This is a genomic window from Acinetobacter amyesii (assembly GCF_002018365.1).
GTDB classification, from domain to species: Bacteria; Pseudomonadota; Gammaproteobacteria; order Pseudomonadales; family Moraxellaceae; genus Acinetobacter; species Acinetobacter amyesii.
In genome coordinates this window covers 18,113-39,294 of the sequence record NZ_MVKX01000009.1, presented here as the reverse complement: position 1 = coordinate 39,294, position 21,182 = coordinate 18,113, and the positions used below count along the sequence as shown (strand labels likewise).

18 protein-coding genes are annotated in these 21,182 nt (G+C 38.7%); 13 read left to right on the top strand and 5 right to left on the bottom strand.

Going from position 1 to position 21,182, the window contains the following annotated elements; translation table 11 throughout:
• Positions 1 to 3 precede the first annotated feature (3 nt).
• A complete protein-coding gene (locus B1202_RS13205) occupies positions 4 to 552 on the bottom strand; it encodes a TetR/AcrR family transcriptional regulator (RefSeq protein WP_078191078.1) in 549 nt (182 codons plus the stop codon).
• 306 nt (positions 553 to 858) lie between these two features.
• On the opposite strand from B1202_RS13205, the gene B1202_RS13200 reads away from it, so the two are divergent.
• Positions 859 to 1,062 carry an NF038215 family lipoprotein gene (locus B1202_RS13200; protein WP_078191077.1) on the top strand — a complete coding sequence of 68 codons (204 nt, stop codon included), beginning with the start codon at positions 859 to 861 and terminating at the stop codon, positions 1,060 to 1,062.
• 236 nt (positions 1,063 to 1,298) lie between these two features.
• Here B1202_RS13200 and B1202_RS13195 read toward each other — a convergent pair whose 3' ends face one another.
• Positions 1,299 to 1,757, bottom strand: a complete 459-nt coding sequence (locus B1202_RS13195; protein ID WP_078191076.1) for a DIP1984 family protein — start codon at positions 1,755 to 1,757, stop codon at positions 1,299 to 1,301.
• A gap of 171 nt (positions 1,758 to 1,928) precedes the next feature.
• On the opposite strand from B1202_RS13195, the gene B1202_RS13190 reads away from it, so the two are divergent.
• Together B1202_RS13190 and B1202_RS13185 are read left to right on the top strand one after the other, a co-directional pair.
• Positions 1,929 to 2,552, top strand: coding sequence for a LysE family translocator (locus tag B1202_RS13190; RefSeq protein WP_078191198.1), 624 nt, complete (start codon positions 1,929 to 1,931; stop codon positions 2,550 to 2,552).
• 283 nt (positions 2,553 to 2,835) lie between these two features.
• Entirely contained in the window at positions 2,836 to 4,827 is a 1,992-nt protein-coding gene (locus B1202_RS13185; RefSeq protein WP_078191075.1) for an ATP-binding protein, read from the top strand.
• Between the two features lie 135 nt (positions 4,828 to 4,962).
• On the opposite strand, the gene metG is transcribed toward B1202_RS13185, so the two are convergent.
• Positions 4,963 to 7,020, bottom strand: coding sequence for a methionine--tRNA ligase (metG, locus tag B1202_RS13180; RefSeq protein ID WP_078191074.1), 2,058 nt, complete (start codon positions 7,018 to 7,020; stop codon positions 4,963 to 4,965).
• Between the two features lie 171 nt (positions 7,021 to 7,191).
• On the opposite strand from metG, the gene B1202_RS13175 reads away from it, so the two are divergent.
• Both B1202_RS13175 and B1202_RS13170 read left to right on the top strand, forming a co-directional pair.
• Positions 7,192 to 7,986 (top strand): hypothetical protein, encoded by a 795-nt coding sequence (locus tag B1202_RS13175; RefSeq protein ID WP_078191073.1) that lies wholly within the window; start codon positions 7,192 to 7,194, stop codon positions 7,984 to 7,986.
• A gap of 241 nt (positions 7,987 to 8,227) precedes the next feature.
• Positions 8,228 to 8,626, top strand: coding sequence for a hypothetical protein (locus B1202_RS13170; protein ID WP_078191072.1), 399 nt, complete (start codon positions 8,228 to 8,230; stop codon positions 8,624 to 8,626).
• Positions 8,627 to 8,692: 66 nt separating this feature from the next.
• Here the strand turns inward: B1202_RS13170 and B1202_RS13165 are convergent, their stop codons facing one another.
• Positions 8,693 to 9,013: a hypothetical protein gene (locus B1202_RS13165; RefSeq protein ID WP_078191071.1), complete on the bottom strand. Its 321-nt coding sequence runs from the start codon at positions 9,011 to 9,013 to the stop codon at positions 8,693 to 8,695.
• A 347-nt stretch (positions 9,014 to 9,360) separates the two neighbouring features.
• Here B1202_RS13165 and apbC point away from each other — a divergent pair, with 347 nt between their 5' ends.
• From apbC to B1202_RS13125, 8 genes are all read left to right on the top strand, one after another.
• Entirely contained in the window at positions 9,361 to 10,632 is a 1,272-nt protein-coding gene (gene apbC, locus B1202_RS13160; RefSeq protein WP_078191070.1) for an iron-sulfur cluster carrier protein ApbC, read from the top strand.
• A gap of 199 nt (positions 10,633 to 10,831) precedes the next feature.
• A complete protein-coding gene (locus B1202_RS13155; protein WP_078191069.1) occupies positions 10,832 to 11,170 on the top strand; it encodes a hypothetical protein in 339 nt (112 codons plus the stop codon).
• Between the two features lie 264 nt (positions 11,171 to 11,434).
• Positions 11,435 to 12,028: a LysE family translocator gene (locus tag B1202_RS13150; protein ID WP_078191068.1), complete on the top strand. Its 594-nt coding sequence runs from the start codon at positions 11,435 to 11,437 to the stop codon at positions 12,026 to 12,028.
• A gap of 112 nt (positions 12,029 to 12,140) precedes the next feature.
• Complete coding sequence (gene dcd, locus B1202_RS13145; protein ID WP_005008040.1) at positions 12,141 to 12,710, top strand: dCTP deaminase; 570 nt, start codon at positions 12,141 to 12,143, stop codon at positions 12,708 to 12,710.
• Between the two features lie 244 nt (positions 12,711 to 12,954).
• Positions 12,955 to 15,021, top strand: coding sequence for a hypothetical protein (locus B1202_RS13140; protein WP_078191067.1), 2,067 nt, complete (start codon positions 12,955 to 12,957; stop codon positions 15,019 to 15,021).
• A gap of 10 nt (positions 15,022 to 15,031) precedes the next feature.
• Positions 15,032 to 15,721 carry a hypothetical protein gene (locus B1202_RS13135; protein WP_078191066.1) on the top strand — a complete coding sequence of 230 codons (690 nt, stop codon included), beginning with the start codon at positions 15,032 to 15,034 and terminating at the stop codon, positions 15,719 to 15,721.
• 30 nt (positions 15,722 to 15,751) lie between these two features.
• On the top strand, positions 15,752 to 17,932 hold the full coding sequence (locus B1202_RS13130) for a DUF6160 family protein (RefSeq protein ID WP_078191065.1): 2,181 nt from the start codon (positions 15,752 to 15,754) through the stop codon (positions 17,930 to 17,932).
• A gap of 47 nt (positions 17,933 to 17,979) precedes the next feature.
• On the top strand, positions 17,980 to 19,311 hold the full coding sequence (locus B1202_RS13125) for a hypothetical protein (RefSeq protein ID WP_078191064.1): 1,332 nt from the start codon (positions 17,980 to 17,982) through the stop codon (positions 19,309 to 19,311).
• A gap of 62 nt (positions 19,312 to 19,373) precedes the next feature.
• Here B1202_RS13125 and B1202_RS13120 read toward each other — a convergent pair whose 3' ends face one another.
• Positions 19,374 to 21,089: a proline--tRNA ligase gene (locus B1202_RS13120; RefSeq protein ID WP_078191063.1), complete on the bottom strand. Its 1,716-nt coding sequence runs from the start codon at positions 21,087 to 21,089 to the stop codon at positions 19,374 to 19,376.
• Between the last annotated feature and the right edge of the window lie 93 nt (positions 21,090 to 21,182).

Below are 21,182 nucleotides of genomic sequence, written 5' to 3'. Positions count from 1 at the left end.
GTGTTACCCGCAAATACCATGCAGTAAAAACTCCACGGCACGTTTGGCGAGTTTTTCCTGATCTGCTTCGGTATGGCCTTGCAATGCTGCACGTAAAATGGAGGTGACCATGGCATAGTCCGCTGGTTTAAAGTCTGCTCGACAGCGACCATTTTGAATGGCCTGATCAATCATCGGTTGCAAAATGGCATCACGTCGTTGGTATATTTCAACCATGGCAGGATCATCCCGATCGATCACACGCCAATATTCCATTAAAGCTGTGAGATAGGGAATATTATAAATATGGTCTTGAATGAGGCGAATAAATCCATCATCGAACTGTGCATAATTAAGCGCACGCTGTTCAAGTCGGTTCAAGGCACCTTGCATTAAGGCGAGTACCAACTCACGACGGTCATTAAAATTACGATAAAACGTCGCACGTCCAACTTGAGCTTGATCCATGATGAGTTGTAAAGGCGCATTGATTCCGTGAATACGGAAAACCTCAATCGCAGCTTCTAAAAGGACTTCGCGGTTTTGTGCAGCGAGTTGTTGACGTGTGGACATTATTCTTTGGCATCATCATTTTAAATTTATCTAGCTATTAAACGGACAAAAGTGTCCGAAGTAAAATCGTATTCGATAGCAGTTTTGTAACTGGTCTTCTATGTAGTTCTAATAAAATGAATAAATTATTTATTTTTAAAGGAAAAATATTCATATCTGCATGAATCTCAATCCGCATTGGTAAGATCTTTGAGACATAATTCCTGACAAATGACCCTAAATCGGTAGATAAATAAGGTGAATATCTACACAAAAATGCTATGCTGAATTTATAAACAAGATAATTATAAAAATGGAGGGCATCCAATGAGCAAATTAAGTCGGGCTGTGCTGCCTATGCTGTGCCTGTGCAGTTTTTGGATGGTGGGTTGTGATACGACAGACGAATTGCATCGTCCTCAAAATGAACATCGCACCATGATCATTGGTGGTGTCCCTGTAAATGACCATGACTATAAATTACCGCGTGAAGATGTTGCGCTTAATGAAGCCGCTGCGGATGACGATTAGCAGATAGATCCGTCAAAAATAGGGTGGACATACTGTCAGTACACGGTAGTGAGACGTGACAAGTAAAGAGTCACAGATGCAGTGTGCTACGTCAGATGTGTGAACATTTTGAAGTAGACGTCTTACTTCTGCAGTTTAGTTTGTTGGATTAAAGCCTTACAAACATTTAAAAAGGCTCTGTACTCGCCCAGTATGCCCGAACTGGAATGAACCGTGGTTCAAATGACTAAATCAGGTCAATCTATCAGGTCTATTTGCCAATTGGATGCCTGAATTTCTAAATTATTTTGTCTAAGTTGCTGACTAATACTGTCAGCCTGTTTCTGTAAATCTGCCACTGCAATGGTTTTAATCCAACGGATTTCACTTGAACTATAACGACCATTTTCACGGCGTGAGCTGTCGATTGCTTGTTGCAAGATACGATGCTGTTGGGTCAATAAATCACGTTTATTGAGCACTGAAAGCATGCAGCGTCCTGAACTGGTTTTAGCTTGTGCATTGGTGGCGTGAATCTTTTCAATTAAACCATAAAGTTCTGTATTTACGGCAAATGCTTCTTGAATTAAAGCATTCGGTTCTTCGCTGGGTGCATCACCTTCTTGAATGAGCACGTTGTTATTGATTCGTTGCTGCAGCGAGGCCAATTTAGTTTGTAAGTCACTGCGTAAAAGTAGGGCTTCGGCTAATTTCATTGTCTTGATATTAATTTGTACTTTTAGCGATCATGCGATGGATTAATGCGGTATTCAAGTTATTTATAGTGAAAAATTTGGTCAATTAAAATAAACACTGCAAATTATAGGGAGAAATTCAGAGATTCTATCTGTAAAATTGCCACGAATTTAAGTGAAAACGGTGTGACAGTGGAATCATTTTGGATATTAGGCTCGATTGCGGCAGCACTATTACTTGGTGCAATGAGCCCGGGGCCAACGTCAATTTATGTGGCGAAAAATTCCATTGCGATTTCACGTAAACACGGTTTATTTACCGCTCTTGGTACAGGTTTGGGTGCTGCAATATTTGGGCTTTTAGCGGTATTGGGTTTGCAGGCATTTTTATTGGCTGTACCTTCTGCATATTTGGCCTTGAAAATTTGTGGTGGTTTATATCTGCTTTGGATGGCATTTAAAATTATAAAACATGCCAAAGAACCGATTGAAGCTGGTGATGCCAGCAGCTCGCAGATGTCACTCCGTCGTGCATTTACCACTGGTTTAATTACTCAGTTGTCGAATCCTAAAATTGCAATTGTGTTAGCCAGTATTTTTACAGCACTTTTACCGAAAGAGATTCCAACGTATTTTTACTTTGTACTGCCAGTTTTGTGTTTCTTTATCGATGCAGGCTGGTGTTCATTGGTCGCTGTGGCTTTGTCAGCAGAAAAACCACGCAAAGTCTATTTGAAGTTTAAAGCGGGTTTTGATCGGGCAGCAGGTGCAGTGATGACAGTGCTTGGGTTAAAGCTGATTTTTGGGATGAAGTGATTGAACTTAGCTCCCTAAAAAGCCTCTTTGATAGAGGCTTTTTTTATTGGGTTTATTTTTAAATTTACCATGAAATTCTCTCTCCTTTTAGGAGGTGAGAAGCACTGCTTCGTAAGGGAGAGGTGATTTTTGTAGTTAAAATGGTGATGGCTTTATACTTGTGAATGTAATTAACATACTTAATTGAAATTTTTCATAAAATTCTTATTTTTTAAAAAAATTGACATTAGAAAGTTAGATTAAGTATAAATAATTATCTTATAAAAAATATTAGGTTGCAGGCATGAGTAAATTTCAGGGGAAAGCTCAAATTACGGATGAAGGTATTAAAAAGCACTTCAAAAGTACTGAGCCTTATAAAGCAATTTTTGAATACGTATGGAATGGTTTTGATGCTAAAGCTTCGAATGTACATATTAATATAATAAGAAATGATTTTGGTGGCCTAGCAACAATTTCCATTATTGATGATGGAGATGGTATTGATTTGGAAAACAGGTGTAACAGTTTTGAAAAATTTAATGAGTCACATAAAAAGCACGACGATGATTTACATGGTTCACATGGTAGAGGGCGTTTAGCATTTCATAGGCTAGCAAAAGATGCGATATGGTTTACAAAGTGGAATAATCAGAATGCAAAAATTTGTATTTCTGACGATGCTATTTCACATTATGTTGGTGACTTTATTGATGAGAGTAGCCAATGCGAAAACTTAAAGAGATTAAAGTCTGGGACATGTGTCATATTAAACTCCATTTACCCTAAAATTGCGTTTCCTTCTGATCAAGTTTTTATAGAAAATTTACAAAAAGAATTTAGTTGGTTTTTAATTATAAATCCTCAGAAAAAATTATTTTTAGAAGATAAAGAAATACCTATTTTGGACCATGAAACTGTAGGTAGGGAGGTTGAAATTGATGATATAGAATTCAAAATTACAGCTATAAGATGGCATGATAAGTTAAGTCATGAGAAATCTTGTAATTATTTACTCGATGTAAATAATAAAATAATTTTTAAAGAGCTTAGTAAAGCGAATAATAAAATTGATTTTCATACAAGTTGTTATGCTCAATCCGAATGGAATGATACTTATAATAAAGATGAATTAGAAATAGATCCTCAGGCAGAATCACAACAAAAAATTTTGAAAAAAGTTACGTCTGAAATGAGTTTGCTATTAAAAGAAATTTATGAAGAATATTTGAGAGAATATGTGGATGCCAAAATAGAGGACTATGACAAACAAGGCTATTTCCCTTCTTATGATGGTTATGACCATAGTTATGCATTATGGCGTAAAGAAAACACAAAGGAAGCTTTTAAAAGCATATATTTAGCTGATCCCAAGGTATTTTCAAAACTTGCTTTAAAACCTCTAAAAATTATTATCAGAATGTTAGATAAGCTTTTGGTATCTAAAGAAAATGATGCCATATTTGATGTTCTAAATGATGTTTTAGACTTAAATGACCTCCAAGTAGACTTATTAGCTAAACAATTAAAATCAACGACCTTGGAGAGTATAATTAGTACGATTGAAACTTTACAGAAAAGAGAGTTAGCTATTAGTAAGTTAAAGGAGTTAATGGATAATCATTACAAAATAGTTTTGGAAACTCCTGATTTGCAAAAAATCATTGAAGCGAATACTTGGTTGTTTGGTCCTCAATACGAGATTTTAGGTGCAGAAGAAGATAGTTTTTCTAAGATAGCTAGAAATTTAAGAACAGAAATTCCAGGAATTGATAACGTTGGTATAGATGATCTAGAGTCTGATGATCAAACAGAGATAGATATTGAAGGGCTAAATAGACAAGTTGATCTTTTTCTTGCAAGAAAAAAATATACTTTTGATGCTTCAGGTAAACCTATTTATAAATGTATTATTGTTGAAATTAAAAAACCAAGTCTCGCTTTAAATAAAAAGCACCTAACTCAATTAAATGATTATGCTGAAATAATTTCTAAGCACCCAAGTTTCAATAGTGGAAAATTGATATTCGAATTAATTTTAATAGGACGAAAAATTTCTAAAGATGATTTTTATATAAAATCTCAATTGGAAAATAATAAATCTAAAGGTGAGTTAGGCTTAGTACTACATACTGAGAAAATAAAATGTTATGTAAAAGATTGGTATACAATTTTTGATGAGTTTGATCTCTCCAACAAATTTTTGTTAGATAATTTAAAGTCGCAATATGAAGATTTATCGGAAGAAAGCAAAGTTTCTCTTGTAGGTGATTTACAAGGACAAAAAGCAAGTTAGAAGCAAAAGCTCCATTAAAATATATTGGATTCTCAAAAAATACCTCTCCCTAACCCTCTCCTAAAAGGAGAGGGAAACTAAAGGCATAAAAAAGCCCCTACAAAGTAGAGGCTTTTCCTATCTAAGACTTAAATCTTAAGACACTTTATCACCCGGTTTAGCACCAGTTTCAGGTGAAATCACCCAAACACCTTCGCCATTACCCGCAGCTAAAACCATACCGTTAGAAATACCAAAACGCATCTTACGTGGTGCAAGGTTAGCCACCATCACCACCAATTTGCCTTTAAGGTCTTCAGGTTGGTAGAACTCACGAATACCGCTAAACACGTGACGTGGCTCAGCTTCACCGACATTTAAAGTGAGTTGTAAAAGCTTGTCAGAACCTTCAACGTGAGCAGCTTCTAAAACTTCTGCTACACGTAAGTCAACTTTCATAAAGTCTTCGATACCGATAATTTCTGCTTCGCCGACTTTAGGCTCAGGTTTCTTCTCTTTGGCTTTCTCTTTTTTCTTTTCCGCTTTTGGCGCTTCAGCAGGAGCAGCTAACGAATCTTTAGACGCATCGACCATAGCAGCAACCGCTTTCGGGTCTACACGTTGCATCAATGGTTGGAATTGAGCAATTTCATGATCCACTAAAATCGTTTTGCCTGAAGCAAAGTCGAAAGATTCAAGTTTTAAGAAGCTTTGAACTTCTGCTGCCAATGTAGGAAGTACTGGCGCAAGGTAAACAGCCAATTGACGGAACAAGTTGATGCCGACAGAACATACGTCATGAACTTGCTGTTCTTCGCCTTCAATTTTCGCAAGCGCCCAAGGCTTTTTCTCGTCGATATATTGGTTGGCTTTGTCAGCAAGTGCCATGATTTCACGGATTGCCGCAGAGAACTCACGTGCTTCATATTGAGCAGCAATTGAAGCCCCTGCATCAATAAAACTTTGAACCAATTCAGGCTCTGCACACGTTGCAGAAAGTTTGTTATCAAACTTCGTGTTAATGAATTTCGCACAACGGCTTGCGATGTTGACCACTTTACCAACAAGGTCTGAATTCACTTTCTGAACGAAGTCATCAAGGTTCAAATCAGAATCTTCAACTTTGTCAGAAAGTTTAGACGCGAAGTAGTAACGTAAGTATTCAGGGTTTAAATGCTCAAGATACGTTTCTGCTTTAATGAACGTACCGCGAGATTTAGACATCTTCTGACCGTTTACAGTCAAGAAACCATTTACAAATAAGCTTGTTGGGGTACGGTAGTTGGCACCTTCAAGCATTGCAGGCCAGAACAATGCGTGGAAGTAAACAATGTCTTTACCAATGAAGTGATACACCTCATTTTTCGAATCTTTTTTCCAGTAGTCGTCAAAGCTTAGGTCAGGACGTTTAGTCTTGATGTAGTTTTCAAAGCTCGACATATAACCGATTGGCGCATCGACCCAAACGTAGAAGTATTTATTTGGCGCATCAGGAATTTCAAAACCGAAGTAAGGCGCATCACGTGAGATGTCCCAATCCGATAAGCCTGCTTCAAACCATTCATCAAGTTTGTTGGCAATTGACACAGGTAAACGGCCTTCGTCACGTGTCCATTTTTGCAGGTATTCACCAAAGTTCGGCAGTTTAAAGAAGTAGTGATCTGAAGATTTCTCTACAGGTGTCGCACCGCTTAAAGTCGATTTTGGATTTAACAGCTCAGTTGCGTTGTAAGTTGTACCGCATACTTCGCATGAGTCGCCGTATTGGTCTTCCGCTTTACATTTCGGGCATGTGCCTTTAATGAAACGGTCTGACAAGAACATTGCTTTTTCAGGGTCAAACAATTGCGTCACAGGGCGTACAGCAATGTTGTCCGCTTCACGGTTCTTAATGTAAATCTCAGAAGCGCGTGCTTGGTTTTCTGGGCTGTTGGTTGAGTCGTAATGGTCAAAATCAACTTTAAAGCCAGCAAAGTCACGCTCATGTTCTTTTTGTACATTGGCAATTTGCTGTTCAGGTGAAATACCATTGGCTTCAGCACGTAGCATGATCGCTGTGCCGTGAGCATCGTCCGCACATACATAAGTCACGTTATGACCCATTGCACGCATCGCACGTACCCAAATATCTGCTTGGATATAACCGAGTAAATGACCCATATGGATTGGGCCATTGGCGTATGGAAGGGCGTTAGTGACTAAGATATTACGCACGGATATGACTCTCTCATTCGTATTTATGCAATGGGCTGTAATTTTACATGAGATAGCCAGTACTTGCACAAGGGAATAGGTGAAATCTTTGCAAAAGTAAAAAAATCTATATTGCTGACACAATTACAGTGATAATAGGGCATAACTGTGATGCCTAAGAGTAACAAGCCCATGTATGAAGATGACTATGAAGACGATCAGCCAATCACTCGTATTCCTCAAAATGAACAGCGTCATAAATTGGGGCATCACATTATTAAAGATGCGCAGCAATATTTAGAACAGATTTCTGCAGATGAGCATGCTTTACTGATTCAAACCCTGCGTCATTTGGCACAAGATGAGCCTTATTTCGATATTTTGGCCGATGAATTAGATCAGCCTGTAGAAATGAAAGTAGCGAATGATGCTTTAAATTTATTGTATTTTTGGCAACTGCTTCATCAACATGAAAATGATGCAGACTTTGATTTTCTGAATGTCATCAATAGCGAGTTTTTCCAAATTGAAATGTTGAAAGCCTTTGATGCTTTGAATATTGGTGAACATAAAGCAGCGCGCCGTCAGGTACTTTTAGATGCGTTTAAACTGTATAAATTAGAAATACATGCAGGATGTATCCCTGTGTTATATGCACAGCTTGAAGGTATTTTGACTGACGTGCTGATTCAAACGGGTTTCTTAAATCAAAATGGCACTAAATTTGTCGATGTCTATAAAATTGTACCGGGGCTCAAAGGCAGTGAAATTAAAAGCCTGTGGCACAAATCTAAAATCGCTAATGAGTTGAATCCGTATTTTGCCGAATTGGCAGCCTATCAAATGGATAGCAGCTCTACCGTAGCAAGGACCCGTCATAATATTTTGCATGGTACCGATGTCGCACATTTTAATCAGGGACGGAGTTTCATCCTGTTTATTTGGCTGTTTTCCGCAGTGAGCTTTATGAGTACGGTCAGCAAATAAGCAAATTTTCAAGAGATCAATGCATCAGAATGGCGTTGGTCTCTTTGCATAACATCATCCTTTAAATTACAAGCTTAGAGTAAAAACAACCATACAAATTTTCATTAAACCATTGTGAAAATAGGCAATCACATGGCGTTTTCCTGTGGTTGATTTGTTTCTAAATGCGTCTATTTCAGGTATCTGCTTCAAATCGCGTTATAACTATTGTTAGACAATAACTGAGAACAGGGTGAGCGAGATGACAACAGACAACACATTAAATGATTTAAAAAATAAAGCATCAGAACTTGGTGATGACATACAACTCAAGGCCAAAGAGGCGCAACTTGAAGGTGAAAAGGCACTCGATGGTGCAAAGCATAAAGTTGAAGAACTCAAGCTTGAGGGTGAAAAAGCCTTAAATGATGCGAAACATGAACATGCAGAACAGCATGCAGAAACCAAAGACCGTCTAGAGCAGTTAAAAGCAGAAGCGAGTCATAAGTTTGATGAAGCCAAAGTCAAAGCAGCCGAACTTAAACATGAGGCTGTGGAAAAATTTGATGAACTAAAAGTGCAGGCGACAGAGAAATTTGACGAGCTAAAAAAGAAAGCCACTGACACACTGCATAAGTTTAAAAAAGATGACCAAGCTTAATTGGATCTGATGAAAAAATCCGCTCTATCTTGAGCGGCTTTTTTAGGATTCATTGTTTTAATCCATCTAATTTTCAGTCTTAATATTTTTGACTTGATCATCGACTACGGTAATCACGTAGCGCATATTGGCAATTTCATAGGTGTAATCTACCGCTAGTTTTGCAGGCTGATTTTTCTCTTGCAGTGGATAAGACAGCATTTTCATCGGAGAGGCTTGCATACGCGAGCGCATGAGATCGAGGCTATCACCAATCGCTACAGTTTGTCGGTCAGGTGTTTGAATGGCTTCAGTCGCAATTTCTGCATAGGCTGCTGAAGTCAGGAGCATCAAGGCACATAAAGTTGTTTTATATACAGACTTCTTATAGATAGTCTTCTGATACATAGTCTTCCCCATTTTTAAAATTAAAAGCACCAGATGTGCCTTTAGATTGCCCATCCATCGCTATGATTATTCTATTAAATCGATTGAAATATAGACTGAAATTACTATGAAAATGTATGGTTGATATGTAATCAATTTAAAATTTAATGGCTTTGGTTTAGCCGCAAAAATCAGTTGCAGGTGCATTTTTAAGTGTCACACGTTTGAAAACTTGCTTGAAAGCTGACTAAATTACTCAACTTTATAAGCTTATAGGGATAAGTCATTCATCTCCCTCTTACTCTGTGGCAGATGAACAGGTAAACTATCGCTATTATCTTTTGATGTTCCTGTTTGGAGACAACATAATGTCGTGGCTTTCTTCTCTAAAATCTGTGTTTTCACCCTCCCAAGAGGTGAAAGAGGAGGAAATCCAACAGGTTTTACAAAACTATGTACTTCCCAATTCAAATAATGCCTTAAAAGACCGTATTACACAGGTGAATGTGCAAGGTCAGATCTTACAGATCACGATTAATACCTTTCCTTCAGAAGCCGAAGACTTACAAAAAATCCATGATGATTTGGCTGATGCGTTGGAAAAATGCGGCATTAACGAACTGAATATGCATGTGATTCAACAAAAAACAGGGCATAAATCTGAAGGTGGTTGTGGTCATCATCATGCAGAAGGCGAAAGCTGTTCTAGCCAAGAAAAAGCAGAGAGTTCAGCAGCAAAAAGCCAGTTACCTCCAGTTGTGGATGCGTCTGCGAAAACACCTGAAGCACCTGCTGAAGTTGATCCGAATAACCCACCGATTCAAAAAGCCGCTCCACAACAGCGTGATGTACCGAAACATCCACGCATTAAAAATGTCATTTTGGTGTCATCTGGTAAAGGCGGTGTGGGTAAATCGACCACCACTGTGAACTTGGCGCTCGCATTACAACAACTGGGTTTAAAAGTTGGGGTATTAGATGCAGACATCTATGGTCCAAGTATTCCAACGATGCTTGGCAATGCAGGCCGTACGCCGATGATTGAAGCTGAGCAATTTGTTCCTATCGAAGCATATGGTATGGCTGTGCTTTCAATTGGTCACTTAACTGGGGATAACAATACGCCAGTGGCTTGGCGTGGGCCGAAAGCGACGGGGGCGTTAATGCAGCTCTTTAACCAAACTTTATGGCCTGATCTGGATGTATTGGTCATTGATATGCCACCAGGCACAGGTGATATTCAGTTGACGCTTGCACAGCGTATACCAGTGACAGGTGCTGTGATTGTGACGACACCACAAAACGTTGCATTAATGGATGCGACCAAAGGCATTGAGTTGTTTAATCGTGTACACATTCCCGTGATGGGCGTGGTTGAAAATATGTCGACCCATATTTGTTCGAACTGTGGGCATGAAGAGCAAATCTTTGGCACAGGTGGTGGTGACCAACTTTCAGTCCAATATGACATTCCACTTTTAGGTCGTTTACCGCTGAACGTACAAATTCGTGAAAATGCCGATGCAGGAAAACCGTCTGTGATTGCTGGTGATGATGCTGCTGAAAGCTATATGGCGATTGCGCAAAAAATTGCAGACGCATTGCCTCAAGCTGAAAAAGATAAAAACCGTATTTTCTAAGGGTTAACTGAAATTTAAGTTGATCGTATTAAATCTGGCCTCGTGCCAGATTTTTTTTCTTAAAAAGACCCATTTTGATTTTTTTATAGGCAGTCGGTTGTTGTGTTTACACAATGTTACATTGTATACATATGTAACGCTATATTTTAGCGCTTAATCACACTCATTAAATTATCTTGATAAATAATGAGTTAACCAAATGAAAACTTTAGTCAAATCTATCGTTCTTGCTGTGAGTACAACTGTGTTCGCTGCTTCTGCAATGGCAAATACAACGGCTCCTACGGCGAAACAAGTTGCAGGTCAAATTGCGCAACAAAAAATCGCTGCAAATTCAGATGTACAAAAAGCGGTAAAAGCAAAGTCTGAAGCTGAAGCGAAAGCGGCAAAAAAAGTCAGCGATCAAAAATCAAAATTGACTGCAAAAGAACTCAAAGCGAAGAAAGCAGCTGAAGCTAAAGCAGAGAAAGCTGCAAAAGCCAAAGCTACGCAAAAAGCACAAGCTGCAAAAGACATTAAAAAAGCGATTGTGGGTTAATCACTGACCATTGATTTTTCAGTGCGCCTGACTTTGGTCAGGCTTTTTTTTGTCCTTATGAAAAACAGCAGTGTTAAATATAAGATTCTTAGAGGATTTTGACTGCGTAGTTTTTTAAATTATACGCTGAAATATTTGCTTAATATTTTGATATTTAAACATAAAAATTAGTCATCACTAAAATTCATTAATCATCGTAAAATAAGTTTTTGCTAAGTCCAGCAAACTGAATTAATCTTCGCGGATTAAGTTTGAGGTCAAAGTATGATTTCATGGTTTTTTATTGGTCTAGTTATCAGTATTTTGTTAACACCGGGACCAACCAATACGTTACTCGCATCTTCGGGTATTCAAGTTGGGCTACGTAAATCATTCCGACTCATTCCAGCGGAAGCCTTTGGTTATTTTATTTCGATTAGCCTATGGGGTTTTCTCATTGGTAAAATTTCCGTACATTTCCCTTTACTGCCGACCATTTTAAAATTGTTTAGTGCAGGCTATATTCTATTTTTAGCTATGCGATTATGGCGTACAGCAACTGTCGCTGAAAATTTTAATCAAAAGGGCATTCGTGCACGCGAACTTTTTGTTGCGACGTTATTAAACCCAAAAGCATTATTATTCGCATCTGCGATTTTTCCTGCATTGGCTTGGCAAAATGCGCAATATTATGTAGCTCACATGCTAATTTTTTTGCTGTTAATCGTTCCAATAGCATTCTTTTGGACCTTCCTTGGTTCAGTTTTGGCATCGAATAAAATTAGTTGGCTCAATCAAGCCAATCTACAACGAACAGCGTCATTGGTCTTGGTTAGTTTTTCGATTCCACTGAGTTATTCTGCGATTTTAAAACTCTAAATTGATTTGAAAATGACTAAATCCTCTTAGTTCGGCAAAGCTTATTTTCATTAAGTCGGATTTCAGTTAAAGTACCACGCAATAATTGATTTAAGTTTTTGGATAGAGATAAATGGCTATTAAGTCTGATCGTTGGATTCGCGAAATGAGCGAAAAACACGGCATGATTGAACCGTATGCAGAAAACCAAGTCCGTTATGATGAAAATGGCGAAAAGCTTATTTCGTATGGCGTGTCGAGCTATGGTTATGACGTGCGCTGTGCTCGTGAATTTAAAGTCTTTACCAATGTTCATTCAGCAATTGTTGACCCTAAAAACTTTGACGATAAAAGCTTTATTGATATTGAATCAGACGTTTGTATCATTCCGCCGAACTCGTTTGCACTAGCACGTACAGTTGAATATTTCCGTATTCCACGTAACGTATTAACCGTTTGTTTAGGTAAATCAACCTATGCTCGCTGCGGTATCATTGTCAATGTGACACCTCTTGAACCAGAGTGGGAAGGCCACGTGACTTTAGAGTTTTCGAATACAACCAACTTACCTGCACGTATTTACGCGGGTGAAGGTGTCGCACAAATGTTGTTCTTCGAATCAGACGAAGTGTGTGAAACCTCTTATAAAGACCGTGGTGGTAAATACCAAGGGCAAACCGGTGTGACATTACCGAAAGCTTAATCCTTCGGATTTAGTTTAAAAAAGCGGGCGAATTAGCCCGCTTTTTTGTTGGGTCATTCATCGGAAAATAGACCATTCGGTGGGGAAGTTTTTGCAATTGAGTAATTATTCAGCATAATAAAAAGTTAAGTGACTGGTCTATCACAAGTCTCCATTTAAGGAATAAATGGACAATAACATCAAAGCCAGTTCTCAGGAATAAATATAAGAGAGATGCAGAGCATCTGATAAAAGGAAGGTCGAGATGACTCAATTCACCCAGGCTAAGTTATTCCGCCAGAGTTGCTTAGCAGCCGCAGTCAGCATGTTTGCTGCACCATCTGTTTATGCGCTTCAAGATCTATCAGATGAAGCACTTTCAGCCACAACGGGTGAAGGTGTTGCACTCACTTTAGAAAATTTCAAAATGGTCTTTCAAGGCCCAAATGACCGTTCTGCGGCTTCTAGTTATGCGTCAGGTATGGTTGATCCAGGGAAAAACGATACAGGTTTTATTCGGATTATTCCTACTGGTGAAAACTATGAACAATTAGGGCAGCGTGCTTACGATAAAATCTACAAAGCAGCTTATACAACAGCTTATCAAACTGAATGGGCGCAAAAGTATAGTAATTTGTATGATTCAACATTTGCGAGTTCTTATAGTGACTATACAAAAGCAAATTCAACAAGGATCACATCTGAAACAAAAACTAAATACGAAGCCTCGATTCGAAGTAGCTATGTAAACACGTATTTTAATACACCTACAATGCAGGCGTATTATAGCCAACGATATAACGATTATTTGGATGGTGTGACATGGCCATATTCAATTGAAAGTGATGGTACAACGACATCAGGTGTATCTGGTACGAGAAATAATGAAGAAAAGTCTGCCGAAAATGCATTAAAAAATACATATGAAATGATTGAATTGTTATATGGGAAAAATTCAACGACATCTATTCCTACAAATTCAACATTTTACAAAAATTACGTTAATGGAAAGATTACACGTTCTAATGCAATTGATACAAAGACAACGAATGATCTAGCCTTAAAAACAGCTCAGATTATTAATGATTTAGCGACTGCCGACGCAAAGTTAAAAGCAAATGCTGCTACAACTTCGGCACGAGAAGCTGTAACCAAATCTTCAGAAATAAAGGCAAAAGAAATTGCATCAACAAGTTCAATCGGAACGTTACGCTCGAAAGCCGATGTTTTTATTTATGGTTTGGCACTTTCCAATAGCAAAGACAAAAATGGTAAAAGTTCATTAGCAACACGCTATACCGATCAAGGGTTTAATTGGGGGACAGCTGAAAATCCGTGGCTTTTCCATGCGGGAAATCAAGATGTTGAACAATTTGCGAAAGATAATAAGGGGAATGTCGGTTACTTAGCAATTGAGGCACCATTAAAGAAAATTGCAGCAGATGATGCATCTAACAACATCAAACTAGGATTGTGGATGGATGTATTTTCACGGTCGTTGAATTCAAGCAATGTTGTTGATCCGATTACCGGTGCGCCGACTAGTGGCTTGGATAAAGACTATCGTTTACGTACTCAAATTGTTGCGAATGGTTTGAGCTTCAATGGTTCACAAGTTCGAATTTTTCAAACCCTAAAATCAACCAATACCAATTACAACCAAACCTTGGGTTTAGCTAGCCTAATTCGTATTAATACCAATGATCGTGCTGAATCACTTAGTATTAATGATGGTGATTTAGATGCTCGTGGTATACGTATTAGTACAGCTGCACGTTCTGAACTGGATGATGGTACTGCAGCGACACCAGCTATGGATCGGTCTGTTGCTCCGATTTTCCATGAAACGGAAGGTCTATACTTATATAGCCCAAACATCAATTTAGTTTTAGGCAATATGTATCAGCCCTTTATTGTGGGGTCGGAAGGTCGAAATATTATTTTGGAAGTAACACGTATACCTAACGTGCCTTCAATTTACAGTAAAATTTATACCTACTATACAGATATCGCTGGCAATACCACAGGTACATCAGGTTTAAATGCTGCAGACTTTAAAGGTTCAACCTGTAACGTCTATAGTTGTGGCACAGACTTAAAAGCCAATGCTTCAGATGCTACAGCACTGTACCAAGGGCGTGATGCAACACATAGTAGTATTGCAATCGGTACAGTAGAACGCTTGCCTGGTAATCTGCTGAATGCAAAAAGTACGGATACTGCGACAGGTGTAGTGTTTAAAGGTGTTAATGGACAAAGCACGAACTTAGGATCTGTTGCCATAGATGGTGTCTTGATTCAGCACTTAAAAATAAGAACAACAGGGCTGTAGGAGAAATTACATGTATAAAATTTTATGCGCTGTTGTTTGTGCTGTACTGACACAAACTCATGCAGGTTTAGTGTCTATGGATAATAGCGAACTTACCGCTGCAACGGGTCAAGGCGGTGCAGATCTCAGTTGGACACTTTCCTTAAACCATCAATACGCCAATGATATGTCAAAAAACAACATATCAATCATGGATGCGAATGGTAAAACGACTCAAGCTTTTTATGGATATCAATGTTCATCCAATGAGTTTTGTCGCTTAGCACTTGCACCCAATAATCATGTGGATGCAAATGGTAATAAGAAATGGTTGGTGTTTAAACAGTTTCAAGGAACGTTACAGATCGATCAATTTTCACTGGATGGTGTGACGATTATCAATCGTGAAGGTAATCCGCAAACGGCTATGCAGTTGACATTTTATGATGATAAGCCATTAAAAATTAGGAATTTAGGCTTTGCGACGTTGGCAGTAGAAACAGGTACGACAGGTAAGGAAGGTTATGAAAATACCAGTACTTATACGACCTATACCGAAAAGAAAGCTGATGGAACAACTTCAACTTTAGCTGTGCCTGATTTTGATCGTGGTTCAGAACAAGGATTTATGGGTGTTAATGTGCATGGCAACATGCACATGAGTGGAAAGTTAAACATCTTCAGTTTTAACTGCACTGGAAATGGTGCAGGTCGCTGTTAATCAGCTGTGACTGAATATAAGGATATTGTGATGAAAAAAATAACAACTTTAACGGCACTCGCAACCAGTATTTTACTTGCTCAACATGCATATGCTTTTGAAGTGATGACCGATGAAAGCTTGGGTGCCGTTACTGGCCAAGATGGTATTTCGATTACCCATGAAGTTTCTAGAGTCAAAGTCGATCAGCTAAATTGGGTTGACCCAACTGACCAAAATAAGATGAAAATGGGTGTGCACAATGTGCAAATAGATGGCGTTGGGCAAAGCACCATTACATCAAAATTAGATTTTGATGTCGGGACAACGGATGCTGGTGTAGGCATGCGTATAGCTGCAAGTGTCAGCCCATTTACGGCTGTTGCACAAAATATTATGCTGCTGTGTCAAGGTGCAACGTGCCAAACGCCTACGCAAAATTTAGGTTCACTTACGATTGCAACATCTTCACCTTTAAAAGTATTACTTGAAACCAGCAATGGTCTATTTAACCGTAATGATACGGCGTATATGGAATTTCAATTGCAAAATGCCAGTATTAGTCATGGTATGAATGGACATAGCGTAACCTTAAAGGACTTTAACTTTAACTTTGCTGGTTCAGGTTATATGTATGTTGCAGCTGATGAAGGCATTGTTCTCACCACAAAATCCACGGGGAGCAAAGACCATACGGTCAATTTGGGGCGTGTAAAGGACACTTCAGATGTACATAGCTCACGTAGCGATGCCACAAACCCCGGCGTTAATATCGATCTACGCTACGGTACCGATAGTGGTGCACAGCGCAATTTAATTCGTATGGGAGCATCGGGTGCTGTCACCAATGCACGAGTTGCCTTAAATGCCAATCAAGAAGGAATCAAAGATTTTGGTCTAGCAACGAAGGCTTCAGGATATGAGTCTGTTGGTTCAGGTGGTTTACATTTAGGTGTGCGCGCGGATTTCACTTCAAAGGATGATCCGAGTCTTGTTGCAGGTCAAGCACCGACAACCTTAGAAATTGGCCATACGGGTATTGGTAGTTATGCCATTGAGTTTTCTAATTTAACGTCTTTAGTTGCTGATAAAAATGCCTATATTGATTTTGGCGATATTTATATCAATACCATTCAAGCAAAAAGCCTTGATTTTCTGGTAAATGATAAATTAAAAGCGACATTAGGTTTAACCAATAATGTTTTAACCCAAAACTTGTCAAATCAAACGGCGGGCGGAAATTTTGCACTAGTGGCGATTCGTGGTATGGATTTTCAGTCCATCGCGCGTACCGCACGATTTATTTCTGATAACTCAATTGCTGCAATTGCAAGTAATGACAACAGTTGGGGGATTGGTATCCCGATTTATAATATGAATGCCAATGTTGCATTATCAGAGAAAAAATACAGTTATAAAAATGCGGCTGAAAAATCAGGTATTGGCTATAACCTTGTAATGAGCACAGATGGTTATGGTGTTGATAAAAAAACAGGAACACCAAGTACAACTTCCATTATTTTGATTGATGGTAAAAAAGGTATTAATGGTCAAGAAGTCAATTATTATGCAGGCTTACGAAACATCAATGCACTTATTCAATCTGATGGTGTGATTGGTTATGAAAATGATGGCATCTATGTACGTGCAGATAATTTATTGATTGCAGCTAATGCCGAGTTAGCGATTGGTCAACTTCCTGGTTCAACCTATAACTGTGCGACTACAGCTTCTGCCAAATGTGGGACTACAGTACCTTTAGATAATTTCTCTAAACGTGATGATGTGTTGACGAATATTGCGTTTAAACTCGATGGTAAAGGTGAGCTATTTATTGTACCGGGTCTAAATGACAGTGCAGAAAATAATTATTTATCTTTCCGTGGAAGCTTTGAATTTAAAGCATTAACAGATGCTGAAAAGAAAGATCAAAAAGTTATGGGAAGCTATTTAAGTTTGATGAATGAAGATGTAAATGCCAGCGGTGTCGTTTCAGCTTCAAGTATCAATATTAATAAAATGCAGGGCGATCTAGGCTTTGATGCTCGAATTAAAATGAAACAAGATTCGGTAGAGTTTGATAATCAGGTAAAATTCAATCCAACCAATAATATGTCTAAAGCGTTTCGTGCAGAAGTTTCGATGTTAACAAATGGCAATATGCAAAAGATGGCAGATATTGCCCTAACAGGTGGAACAATGCGAAGTAATATGGCGATCACTCCGCGCTAGAAAAAAATGAATAAATAACAAATAAAATAACGAACAGGGAATTTGTTATGAAGAAAAAGTTAATTACAAGCTTGATATATTCGACGTTTGCATTGAGTAGCTTATCGCATGCGATGACAGCTTTAGATGACCAAGAGTTATCGAACATAGATGGACAGGCACTTTTATCTATGGAATATACTCAAGGCTATTCCGCGGTGGATAATAATGGACAGAATATAGACCAGTCTAATGTAGGTTTTTATAAACTTGGTTTAGAAGCTGAAATGGAACTCAATGCAAATATTAAAAAATTGCAGTTAGGTTGTGGTGGTGTAAATAATTCTATTAGCTCAGGATGTGATATTGATATTGATCATATTTCATTGAGTGGGTTGCCTACGAACAGTAATTATACATCAGATGATCGTGCTGCTACGTCTGCTTTACTATCAAACCCATTTGTAGAGTTGGCCATTAAAAATCCAAAATCTGCTTCGACTCGTGAGGTTATGGGGTTTAGGTTGAGTGCTGAAAAAATTTCTGGGCTTATGACGCTTGGAACATCTAACGAAGTTGACTCAAATGGAAACGGAGTTCCAAATGGGATTAATAGCTTTAGTGGTTATATGAAAACAAAAACAGCATCTGGTACGGCGATTACTGCTGAACGATATATGACTTATGCTGATACAAATCGTGAAATTGAAGGTGAGGTAAAAGGTAGTTTACTCAGTAGTTCTTGTGGTGGCTTAAACATATGTTTGGATATCGGGTATAAATCTACTGACTATAATTTGAAATTAGAATCAACAACAGCACCCTTTACTATTGAATCCACAGTGGTTTCAGGGACACGTTTAAAAGATGTTGAATTAAAAGGCTATGGAACAGTTGGAACGCTAAATTTCTCAGGACCCTTAAAAGCGAAAGTGCTGAATTTACTGAATTTAGACAAACAGGTGACAGGTAATATTACAGGTTTAACGACTGATATTACTGTCAATCAAAACTTAGGTTTAATCCATGCTTTATACTTAAATAACCCAGCTTCGTTGTCGTTGCAAGCACAACAAATTTTATGGCCTGGAGCATCTGTTGCGGCGAATAAAGGTTGGTGGTTAGCAATGGAAGACGAGGTCGATTTAGGCAGTTTGAGCCCAACGACAAAAGTTGAGATTACTAATGAAGTTTTAAAACAAACAATTGATGGCATTAATAAAGACTTAACTGATAATCCTCGATTATGTGGGAATTTATTAACTGGTTGTATTGGTGGGTCTGCTCTTGCAGTAGGGAACATCGCAATGACAACAATGCTAGATTTTCCATTAACAAACTTAACGTTACAAGGTCAAAACTTTAGATCTAACTGCTTCGGCGGGCTGAAATTCTGTTAAGGCTTTAAGTATTTAATATAAAAAATCCCGCACGTAGCGGGATTTTTTATGTTTAGCGCAAATTATTTTGCAATTTTCGCTAAAAGGTCTTCTTTACTTAAGTTGCTTGATTCTTCATCACGGCGACCTTTGTACTCAAATGTACCAGCATCCAAACCTTTCTCGCCAATGACGATACGGTGTGGAATACCTGTTAACTCGATATCAGAGAATTTAACACCCGGACGTTCATTACGGTCATCTAGAAGCACATCATAACCAGCAGCAGTTAATTCTGCATACAGTGCTTCAGCTGCTTCTAAAGTGCGCGGTGATTTATGCGCATTCATTGGCACAATCGCAACTTCGAAAGGAGCAATTGCAGATGGCCAAATAATCCCTTTGTCATCGAAGTTTTGTTCAATCGCAGAAGCAACAACACGAGTTACACCAATACCGTAGCAACCCATAGTCACAACGAGAGGTTTGCCGTCTTCACCTAAGACTTTACAGCCAAGCGCTTCAGAGTATTTTTGACCCAACTGGAAGATATGACCAACTTCGATACCACGTTTAATCAAGATAGTACCTTGACCGTCTGGAGAAGGGTCACCTTCAACAACATTACGAAGGTCATAAACTTCGGTGAATTGTGCATCACGTTCCCAGTTTACACCTACAGCATGTTTATCGACTTGGTTTGCACCAGCAACAAAGTCTGAAAGTACGGACGCTGCACGGTCAACAATAACTGTAATGCCTTTTTCGGTTAAGCCTTGAGGGCCACAGAAACCAGCCGTTAAACCTAAGTCAGCCAATTGTGCTTCAGTTGCAAAGGCCAATGGAGCAGCAATTAACGGGTGTTTTTCAGCTTTAATTTCATTTAGTTCATGGTCGCCACGTAGGAATAAAGCAACCACTGGCGCCGCTTTACCTTCTTCAGCAACACCTTGAACCAACAATGCTTTTACAGATTGAGCAGGGTCTGATTTAAGGAATTCAGAAACATCAGCAATGGTTTTTTGATTTGGTGTATCAATAATTTCAAGTGCTTTAGTCGGAGCAGCACGTTCACCAACTAGTACGGCTTCAGCCATTTCTACGTTAGCCGCATAATCTGATTCTGTAGAGAATGCGATGTCATCTTCACCGCTAGAAGCAAGTACGTGGAATTCGTGGGAACCCGAACCACCAATTGAACCTGTATCTGCTTGAACTGGACGGAAATTTAAACCTAAACGAGTGAAAATCTTGCAGTAAGCTGCATACATGTTGTCATAGGTTTCTTGTAAAGAGGCTTGGTCAACATGGAAAGAATAGGCATCTTTCATGATGAATTCACGTGAACGCATCACACCGAAACGAGGGCGAATTTCGTCACGGAATTTGGTTTGTACTTGGTAGAAGTTTGCCGGCAATTGCTTATAGCTTTTCAACTCATTACGAGCAAGATCAGTAATCACTTCTTCATGTGTAGGGCCAAGTACAAAATCATTGTTGTGACGGTCTTTAAAACGTAAAAGTTCTGGACCATATTGTACGAAACGACCTGATTCTTCCCATAAAGATGCAGGTTGAGTGACAGGCATCAGGACTTGAAGTGAACCAGCACGATCCATCTCTTCGCGGATAATCGCTTCAACTTTATTTAATACGCGAACGCCCATCGGCAGCCAAGTGTATAAACCTGAAGCCAATTTACGAATCATCCCGGCACGAAGCATTAGCTGATGTGAAATAACTTCAGCATCGTTTGGGGTTTCTCTTAACGTTGCAAATAAAAAGCGACTCGCGCGCATGGAAACTGTCCTAAAAAATTAAGCGTTAAAGTGGAGAGTATACAATAAAAAATGAGGTGAACATTTTCCAAAGTCACCTCATTTTAGATTTTG

Excerpts from the sequence above, each read along its gene's own strand:
- B1202_RS13205 (WP_078191078.1), bottom strand. The coding sequence starts at position 552 with ATGTCCACACGTCAACAACTCGCTGCACAAAACCGCGAAGTCCTTTTA.
- B1202_RS13200 (WP_078191077.1), top strand. The coding sequence starts at position 859 with ATGAGCAAATTAAGTCGGGCTGTGCTGCCTATGCTGTGCCTGTGCAGT.
- B1202_RS13195 (WP_078191076.1), bottom strand. The coding sequence starts at position 1,757 with ATGAAATTAGCCGAAGCCCTACTTTTACGCAGTGACTTACAAACTAAA.
- B1202_RS13185 (WP_078191075.1), top strand. The coding sequence starts at position 2,836 with ATGAGTAAATTTCAGGGGAAAGCTCAAATTACGGATGAAGGTATTAAA.
- B1202_RS13175 (WP_078191073.1), top strand. The coding sequence starts at position 7,192 with ATGTATGAAGATGACTATGAAGACGATCAGCCAATCACTCGTATTCCT.
- B1202_RS13170 (WP_078191072.1), top strand. The coding sequence starts at position 8,228 with ATGACAACAGACAACACATTAAATGATTTAAAAAATAAAGCATCAGAA.
- B1202_RS13165 (WP_078191071.1), bottom strand. The coding sequence starts at position 9,013 with ATGTATCAGAAGACTATCTATAAGAAGTCTGTATATAAAACAACTTTA.
- apbC (WP_078191070.1), top strand. The coding sequence starts at position 9,361 with ATGTCGTGGCTTTCTTCTCTAAAATCTGTGTTTTCACCCTCCCAAGAG.
- B1202_RS13155 (WP_078191069.1), top strand. The coding sequence starts at position 10,832 with ATGAAAACTTTAGTCAAATCTATCGTTCTTGCTGTGAGTACAACTGTG.
- B1202_RS13150 (WP_078191068.1), top strand. The coding sequence starts at position 11,435 with ATGATTTCATGGTTTTTTATTGGTCTAGTTATCAGTATTTTGTTAACA.
- dcd (WP_005008040.1), top strand. The coding sequence starts at position 12,141 with ATGGCTATTAAGTCTGATCGTTGGATTCGCGAAATGAGCGAAAAACAC.
- B1202_RS13140 (WP_078191067.1), top strand. The coding sequence starts at position 12,955 with ATGACTCAATTCACCCAGGCTAAGTTATTCCGCCAGAGTTGCTTAGCA.
- B1202_RS13135 (WP_078191066.1), top strand. The coding sequence starts at position 15,032 with ATGTATAAAATTTTATGCGCTGTTGTTTGTGCTGTACTGACACAAACT.
- B1202_RS13130 (WP_078191065.1), top strand. The coding sequence starts at position 15,752 with ATGAAAAAAATAACAACTTTAACGGCACTCGCAACCAGTATTTTACTT.
- B1202_RS13125 (WP_078191064.1), top strand. The coding sequence starts at position 17,980 with ATGAAGAAAAAGTTAATTACAAGCTTGATATATTCGACGTTTGCATTG.
- B1202_RS13120 (WP_078191063.1), bottom strand. The coding sequence starts at position 21,089 with ATGCGCGCGAGTCGCTTTTTATTTGCAACGTTAAGAGAAACCCCAAAC.